Source organism: Aldersonia kunmingensis (genome assembly GCF_001646865.1).
GTDB lineage: Bacteria > Actinomycetota > Actinomycetes > Mycobacteriales > Mycobacteriaceae > Aldersonia > Aldersonia kunmingensis.
The window spans coordinates 20,037-27,535 of record NZ_LRRB01000220.1; the positions used below are offsets into that span (position 1 = coordinate 20,037).

The 7,499-nt window shown below is 66.8% G+C and carries 6 protein-coding genes; all 6 read right to left on the reverse strand.

What is annotated here, in order from left to right; translation table 11 throughout:
- Positions 1-66: 66 nt before the first annotated feature.
- The 6 genes from A8G08_RS17110 to A8G08_RS26780 all read right to left on the reverse strand — a co-directional run bounded on the left by A8G08_RS17110 (position 67) and on the right by A8G08_RS26780 (position 7,234).
- Positions 67-1,545, reverse strand: a complete 1,479-nt coding sequence (locus A8G08_RS17110) for a carboxylesterase/lipase family protein (protein WP_068276610.1) — start codon at positions 1,543-1,545, stop codon at positions 67-69.
- Positions 1,545-3,110, reverse strand: a complete 1,566-nt coding sequence (locus tag A8G08_RS17115) for a carboxylesterase/lipase family protein (RefSeq protein ID WP_084436422.1) — start codon at positions 3,108-3,110, stop codon at positions 1,545-1,547. The genes A8G08_RS17110 and A8G08_RS17115 overlap by 1 nt, the downstream gene beginning before the upstream one ends.
- A gap of 122 nt (positions 3,111-3,232) precedes the next feature.
- Complete coding sequence (locus A8G08_RS17120) at positions 3,233-4,798, reverse strand: carboxylesterase/lipase family protein (RefSeq protein WP_068276618.1); 1,566 nt, start codon at positions 4,796-4,798, stop codon at positions 3,233-3,235.
- 22 nt (positions 4,799-4,820) lie between these two features.
- Positions 4,821-6,266, reverse strand: coding sequence for a dihydrolipoyl dehydrogenase family protein (locus A8G08_RS17125; RefSeq protein WP_068276631.1), 1,446 nt, complete (start codon positions 6,264-6,266; stop codon positions 4,821-4,823).
- Positions 6,267-6,311: 45 nt separating this feature from the next.
- The gene (locus A8G08_RS17130) at positions 6,312-6,566 is read right to left on the reverse strand and encodes a DUF2630 family protein (protein WP_068276621.1); all 255 of its coding nucleotides are present in this window, start codon (positions 6,564-6,566) and stop codon (positions 6,312-6,314) included.
- 44 nt (positions 6,567-6,610) lie between these two features.
- Positions 6,611-7,234: a DUF4234 domain-containing protein gene (locus tag A8G08_RS26780; RefSeq protein WP_084436424.1), complete on the reverse strand. Its 624-nt coding sequence runs from the start codon at positions 7,232-7,234 to the stop codon at positions 6,611-6,613.
- Positions 7,235-7,499 lie beyond the last annotated feature (265 nt).

The window sequence follows — 7,499 nt, forward strand, 5'->3', positions numbered from 1 at the left end:
TGCGATTCGGTGTACGGCGCGTCAGTAAGTGTGCGGCCCGGCTCAGCAGCGGTGCCGGATTGCCGCTCAGCGGCGGTGCTTGTAGCCGATCCAGCTCTCGCGCACGTCTTTCAGCGGATCGTCTTCCATCCGTGAGACCTCGTCGATGATCAGCGTGGCGCGACGCTCGGCATCGTAGGCCTCCCAGCCGGGTGCCGGTGTGCCGTGGTGAGCGAAATGCAGCCAATGCTTCTGGAAGGTCTCGGTCACCTCGCGCAGGCCGCTCCTGCCGCCGAACAGTGTCAGGATGATGCCGAACGGATCATTGCGAATGCCGAAGACCGCGAACAGTTCCGTCGCATGCGTAGCGCCGAGGCCGAGCCACTCCAACAGGCGAGGCGCGAACTGGTAGTTGTATGACCACGTTGGCGCTGCGGCTGAATGTCCTTGCGCCACAAGGATAGCGGGCTCCCAGAAGACGACGTCCCCGGCGAGCTGGGCACAGGCTTTGGCATCCGGGTAGCCGGGGTAGCGCGCGATGATGCTGTCGCGCAGCGCATCATCGGTTTCGCTGAACATCTTGGTGATGCGCGCCGGCGTGGTCGGCAGGATATCCATCGTCTTGGGGAACACCCGGCCCTCGTGCGCGTTTGTGCCGATGATCAGGGGAAGCGGTGCAGCCTTCCCCGCGGCAAAGACCTCGAGCGGATCGACGGGAAGTACTTCGCCGTCGATGACCGGAGCCGTCGCACGTTGGCCCGGATGCGATTCGACCTCGTGGCGGGTCAGCTTCTCCGTTGCCGCTACAAGTTCGGCCACCGATGCGGTGCGCAGTCGGCGGGCGGGATCGTCTCCGCCGCCGAGTATTTCGACGAACTTGTCCGCCCATCCCTGCGCCCGCTGCGGGCCGTACGTGGATGCCGAGGGCGGGCTCTCCGCGATACCGCGACGAAACAGGCCGTGCGCCGACGGCGTGCACATCAGGGTGGTGACCGCGTTTCCGCCCGAGGACTCGCCGAAGATGGTCACATTGTCAGGGTCGCCGCCGAACTCGGCGATGTTGTCCCGCACCCATTGGAGTGCCGCAACCTGATCGCGCAGTCCGCAATTGACGTCGAATTCGTTATCCGGCGTGGAGAATCCGCGGAAGTCGATATAGCCCAGGCCGCCGATCCGGTAGTTGATCGAGACATAGACGATGTCGCCGCGCTTGACGAGATGATGGCCGCGGTAGAGCCGGTTCGCGCTCGAACCCGAGATGTACGCGCCGCCGTGGATGAAGACCATTACCGGTCGCGGCGGTCCAGGCTGCGTCGGAGCGACGACATTGAGTGTCAGGCAATCCTCGGAGGTCTTTTTGAACCGTCCGCCCTGCGGTGCGGAAAGACCAAATTCCGTGGCGTCGCGAACACCTGTCCACGGCTGCACCGGCTGCGGTGCCCGCAGGCGCAGCCGGCCTACCGGGGGAGCGGCGTAGGGGATTCCGCGCCAGGTGCGCAGGTCGCCGAGTCGGCGCCCGCGTACTGTGCCATCGCGCAGTTTGATTTCGAGCGCCGCCTCGGCCATCAGATCGCCTTCTCCAACTCGTCGAAGAATCCGTCGGTGAAACCGGCGACTTCGTGCGGACCGGCCACCTCGCGCCAGGCTACCCGGCGGGCCCGGTCGAGATCGTGCGCCACTCGGGTCGGGGAGTCGAAAACCAGGGTGCGTCGGGAGTTCGAGGTGTACTGCGGCCACGAGGGCAGCGGCCGTCCGTGCTGCGCGAACGAAACCCATTGGGACTGAACCTGTTCAGTGACCCGTCGCAATGCCCGTCGGCCACCGATGCCGGTGGAGGTCAACCCGAGCAGCGTATTGCCGGCCGCAAATATCGCCAACAGTTCCACTCCGTGTCCCGCTCCGAAGCCCATGCGCTGCAACCGCTTCGGAGCGAAGTTGTACCGGTAGTGGTATGTCGGTGCGTGCGCGCTGTGACCCTCGCATGCGACGAGGACGGGACGCAGGAAGGTAGCGTCTCCGCCCACGTTGACTGCGGCTGCCAAGGCCGGATAGTCGGGATATGCGGCAAGCACCCGTGCCTTGACCTGGGGATCTATATCGGCAAAGTACCGATCGATGAGGAACGGTGACATCGGCATCTCACCACTTGTGCCGTCCGGGCTGGCAAATTGCGTTCCTTCGTCCTGGTTGGTGCCGATGATCAATGGCACGCGATGCGCCGTTCCCGCCACCATGGCCGCGAGTGGCGCGATTGGCAGGTAGCTTCCATCCACGGTCGGCACCACGGGCATGTAGCCGGGGCGACCGGTCATGGTGATCCGCACCGCCTCGGCGCCGGCCCGGCGCAACTGCTCGCGATCACAGTTGGCGAGCGTCTCGGCGGCGGTTTCCTCGGTCGCGCCGAGCAGTTCGACGCACTTCGCGGCGAATGTGTCCGCAGCTGCGCAGCCGTGGACCCAGTCGGCCGGCGGGCTCTCGGCGATCGCGGCGTGGAAGAGACCCTTCGCAGCGGGGGTGGCCATGAGCGTGACGACAGCCGCGGCACCCGAGGATTGGCCGAAGATCGTGACGTTGTTCGGGTCGCCGCCGAACGCGGCGATATTGCGCTGCACCCATTCGAGCGCGGCGACCTGGTCGCGCAAGCCGCAGTTGCTGTCGAACGGCCGCTCGGGGGTGGAGTACCGGGTGAAATCGCCGTACCCGAATAGGCCGAGGCGATAGTTCATCGAAACGACTACGACGTCACCTTTGAGTGCAAGCCGGCGCCCGCGGTACAAACCCGTAGCGGAGCTGCCGTACATGTATGCGCCGCCATGGATGAACACCATCACCGGTCGCGGCGCGGTGGCGGGGCGCAGCGGTGCGGTGACGTTCAGGGTGAGCGCGTCTTCGCTGAGTGGCTGCATGGTGCGCAGGCCGATCCGGACGTCCGACTTCGCCTGCATTGCCGCGTTGCGGTAACGCGTGGCGTCCAGCACCCCTGACCAGGGAGTTACCGGCTGCGGCGCGCGTAGTCGGAGCTCACCGACGGGCGGGGCCGCGTACGGGATGGAGCACCAGCGACCGACGCCACGCTTGCGCGTGCCGCGCACGGTACCCTCTCGGGTTTCGATATCAAGCCTGAACGCCACGATCGGATAGTAACTACGACCGATTAGTTCCGGAATAACGGTATTTCAATAAGGACCAATCGGACTTCGCCGACGATTTCCGTGGCGCCGCGCAACTTGATCTTCGAGCGCCGCCGCGAGCGTCAGATCGCCTTCTCTACCTCGTCGGAGAATCCGTCCGAGATACCGGCGACTTCGTGGGGCCCGGTCACATCGCGCCAGGCCACCCTGCGGGCGCGGTCGAGATCATGCGCGACTCGGGTCGGGGTGTCGAAGACGAGGGTGCGACGGGTCTGCGTGGTGTACTGCGGCCACGACGGCAGTGGCCGCCCGTGCCGCGCGAACGAAATCCACTGCGCCTGTACCTGTTCGGTGACCAGGCGCAGCCCGCGTCGGCTGCCGCCTGCGGTGAGGGCCCGGCCGAGTGGTGTGTCGACGACCCCGAATACGGCAAGCATTTCCGATGCGTGCGTAGCGCCGAAGCCCATGCGCTGCAATAGCTTCGGAGCGTAGTCGTAGCGGTAGTTATAGGTCGGCGCGTACGCGCTGTGCGCGTCGCACGCGGCAAGTGTCGGCCGAAGGAACGTCGCGTCGCCGCCGAGATTGATCGCGGTACCCGGGGCGGGATAGCCCGAGTACGCTGCGAGCACGCGCGCCTTGATGTCGGGGTCGGAGCCGTCGAAATACCGGTCGATACGGTCGGGGCAGGTCGGCAACTGCTCGCTCGGCTTGTTCCGTCGGGAGAACAGCGTCGCCTCGTCACGGTTGGTGCCGATGATCAGCGGCACGCGGTGCGCGGTCCCGGCGGCCATGGCCTCGATCGGGGTGGTTGGCAGGTAGTTCCCGTCCACCGTAGGGACCGCCGGCATATAGCCGGGGCGGTCGGTCATCGCGAACCGGATTGCCTTGGCGCCGGCGCGGCGCAGTTGCTCGGGATCGCAGTTTGCGAGCGTCTCGGCTGCGGTTTGCTCGGTCGCACCGAGCAACTCGATGCACTGTGCCGCGAATTCGTCGGCGGCCGCGGGGCCATGGGCCCAGTCCGCAGGTGAGCTCTCGGCGATCGCGGCGTGGAAGAGATCCTTCGCCGCCGGGGTCGCCATCAGCGTGACGACCGCAGCCGCACCCGCGGATTCACCGAAGATCGTGACGTTGTCCGGGTCGCCGCCGAACGCGGCGATATTGCGCTGTACCCATTCGAGCGCCGCGACCTGGTCACGTAGGCCGCAATTACTGTCGAACGGCCGCTCGGCGGTGGAGTAACGGCTGAAATCGCCGTACCCGAAGGCGCCGAGCCGGTAGTTCATGGATACGACTATCAGGTCACCGCGCAGCGCGAGTTGGCGTCCGCCGTAGAGACCCATCGCCGAGGTCCCGAATATGTACGCGCCCCCGTGGATGAACACCATCACCGGCCGCGGCGCGGTGGCCGGGCGCAGCGGGGCGGTGACATTGATGGTCAGGGCGTCCTCGCTGACCGGCTGCACAGTGCGCAGGCCAATCCGGGCGGTCGCCTTGTTCTGCATCGCGGCGTTGCGGAATCTGGTGGTGTCCAGCACGCCCGACCAGGGGGTAACCGGCTGTGGCGCACGCAGGCGCAGCTCACCGACCGGCGGGGCGGCGTAGGGGATCGAGCGCCAACGGCCGACGCCACGCTCCCGCGTGCCGCGCACCGTTCCATCCTGGGTTTCGATATCTATCGTCGACGCCACGTTCGGATCATAACCAGGGCTCCTACTCGCTGGTACGGAGCTGTTCCAGAAGCCGCAACCAGACCTCGCTGACCGTGGGATAGGCGGGAATGGCGTGCCACAGCGTCTCGAGTGGGACGGCGCCAACGACCGCCACCGTGGCCGCATGGATCAGCTCGCCCACGTCCGGTCCGACGAACGTCGCCCCGAGCAGCGTGTCCTTTGCCCGGTCGATCACGAGTTTGGCCCGCCCCGAGTAGTCGTCCTGGGCGAGCGACGACCCGGCGACGGCGATATCGAGTTCGACCGTGCGGACGTCGAAACCGTCCTTGTTGGCCTCGGCCTCCGTCCGGCCGACCGCCGCAATCTCGGGCGAGGTGAACACGACCTGAGGCACCTGGCCGTGGTCGGCGCTGGCGCGGTAGCGCGGGCCGTCGAGCGGGCGGTTCGCGGCGCGTGCGGCGATCACGTCTCCGCATACCCGGGCCTGGTATTTGCCCATATGGGTGAGCGCGATCCGCCCGTTGATATCGCCGACCGCGTACAGCCAGCCGCCGGGCACCCCGGTGGCGGTGAGGTGGTCGTCGACCTCGACGTAACCGGGCTCCAGTCCGATGCTGTCCAATCCGACGTCGGCCGCGGGGCCGCGACCTGCCGCGACGAGGATTTCGTCCGCCTCGATCGTCTCGCCGCCGACGGTGGCGGTGACGGGGCCGCCGTGGATCCGCCCGATACCGGTGTTTTTGACGTCGGGGCGATCGACATTGGTCAGCTGCGCATCGAAAATGATCCGGATGTCGCGACCGCGCATGGCGTCGGCAACGCGCTCACCGGCGAATGGCTCGTTTCGGGCGAGCAACGACGACCCCCGGTTGACGAGAGTCACCTCCGCGCCGAAGGCGCGCAGCCAGGTGGCGGCCTCGCAGGCGACGACACCACCGCCGACGACGATCACCCGGTTGGGCACCTCGACGAGATTCGTCGCGTCCCGCGAGGTCCACGGCAGCGCCGCGCGCAGGCCGGGCACGTCGGGCACGTTGGCGAGGGTGCCGGTGGCGAGTACGACGGCGTGGCGCGCGGTCAGTGTTCGCGGCGTGTCGCCGTCCACCTGCACAGTGCGTTCGCCAATGAGCCGGCCGGTGCCGCGCGCGACGTCGATTCCGGCGCCATTGGCCCATTGCACCTGCGACGAGTCGTCCCGGTTGTGGGTAAACGAGTTTCGTCGGGCGAGCACGGCTTCCACGTTGAGTCCGCCAGCCGCCATCTTTTCGTTCACGCCCGGCATGGCACGGGCAGAGGCGTGCAGGTGAACCGGCCGAAGTAGCGCCTTGCTCGGCATACATGCCCAGTACGAGCATTCACCGCCGACGAGTTGGTGCTCGACAATGACGGCAGTGCGGTCGCTATCTCGGGTGGCGTAATCGGCGGCGTTCTCGCCGGCGGGCCCGCCGCCGATCACGATGACGTCGTAGCTATCGGCAGTAGCCATGCGACCCACGGTAGGCGGACGCGCGCGACCGTGCCGTACGAATCGCTACTGCAGATAACCCTCGACCTGGCTTGGCGGGTTCACCTCGGCGTCGTCCGGCGATTGGCCAGCGTGGATCCGAGCGCGGCGCTGACGCAACAGATCCCAGCACTGGTCGAGCGTTGCCTCGAGCTGTGCGAGGCGGCGCTGTTCGGTGTCGGGATCGAGTTCGCCCGATTCAGTCTTGGTCCGCAACTCGTGTTCGGCATCGACGAGTTCGCGGATGGTGCCGAGCAGTTTGTCTTCCGCGCTGTCGCTCATACGGCCACAGTACGACTCGGACCGTGCGGGTGCCGGTTTCCGGCTCAGACGAACAGCGGCACCGGGGTGTGCGGCTCTGTCTCGCCGTAGCGGTCCAGCACCTTGTTCAGCTCGATCTGCATATAGAGCGTGTTCAGGCTGAAGACGAACCACAGCAGCCAGCTCCACAGCGGCGAGCACGTGGGCTCGATGCCCGCGGCACGCTGCGCCTCCCGGATTCGGGCGCCGGTGTTGTGGTAGCTGATCGCCGGTGCGATAACGGTCCAGCCGAGCAACAGCAGCACCAGCAGCGGGCCGACGACGGGGATCTCCCGGCGCGGATCGTACTGGGCCATTTCCTTGTGGATCTTGTAGTACCAGACAAAGTGGTAGATGCCGAGGGTGATCAGCGGCAAACCGATCCATGCGGCAAATGGGTTGCGCCGCTTCATGTTCAGGCCCTGCACCGGCGCACCGTATGCCTCGGCGCCCTGCGGCGGTGCCGCATATTGAGGCGGGCCACCGGGCGGCGGGTAGGCCGGAGGTGGCGGATAGGCCGGCGGTGGCGGGGCCTCGAAGGGCGCGCCGGTCCCCGTTGACTCGGCGTACGTTGGTGCGCTCTCGGGCGGGTCGGTGCTTGCAGGTTCGTTGCTTGCGGGTTCGTTGGATCCCGCGACGCTGTCGGTCATGGCAATCCTCGAGTAGGTGAATCCCCCGGTGTTCCACGATAGGGCCCGGTCACCGCGGTGTCAGGCTTTTGCCCAGCAACCGGGGCGGCTACCAGGAGGTTGCTGCGACCCCGTGGTCTGCCAGTTCGCTCGTTACGAGCTCACGCAACTGCGCGTCATCGGTGATTGCGGCGTCGTAGCCAACAAGCGACAGGGTGTACTGCGTGCCAAGCAGGCTCAGGTACCCGGAGAGCCGGGTACGCATTTCGTCGAGCCGCCGACCGTC